We start from the raw sequence: 758 nt of genomic DNA on the forward strand, positions 1-758 counted from the left end.
TACTTCTAATTCTGTAGGGGTTTCACATTCCACAATAAACTCTACTAAACCGTCTCCGTTTGTTAGTTTTGTTGAAAGTTTATTTCCTTTACTATCAAGTAATGTCGCTGTTGCTCCTGCTAATGGGCGTCCTGTTTTTTGGTCTGTTATATTTGCTGTAATTAATACATCGCATATAGGTTGTAGTTTTTTAACGGCATAGATATCATCGTTTCCTTTACCGCCTTCTCTGTTTGAAGAGATAAAGCCTTCACCTGTGGCATCATTTAATGCAAAAGCAAAATCGTCGGCATTACTATTTACGGGGATGCCTACATTACGTATTGGAGCCATTTTACCGTCTATTACTTTGGTGAAAAACACATCCATTCCGCCTAAACCTAAATGGCCTGTAGACGAGAAGTATAGAGTGTTATCATCACCTATATATGGAAACATTTCTTGTCCTTCTGTGTTAATAACTTGCCCTAAGTTTACAGGTGTTCCTAGGTCACCATCGGCATTTATTTCTGCTTTATAGATATCGAAATCGCCATAGCCTCCTGGCATATCTGATGCAAAATAAAGGGTTTTACCATCATTACTAACGGAAGGGTTTTTTATAGAATAATTCTCACTATTCATTGCTAAGGCTTCAACATTCTTCCATTGGTCCTCATTTTTATGGGCTTTGTAAAGATGTAATACGCTGTGTTTTGCATTGGTAAGCGAGTCTTTTTCGTAGATATTATCATAAAAACTTTCTCTAGAGAAATACA

At 36.8% G+C, this 758-nt stretch carries 1 protein-coding gene; it reads right to left on the minus strand.

Annotation, left to right across the window (positions count from 1 at the left end; all coding sequences use genetic code 11):
- Positions 1–758 (minus strand): TolB family protein (locus AC2D8I_RS16295; RefSeq protein WP_484707174.1); only part of this gene is annotated, 758 nt, incomplete at both ends.

Source organism: Lacinutrix sp. YIN62 (assembly GCF_057219185.1).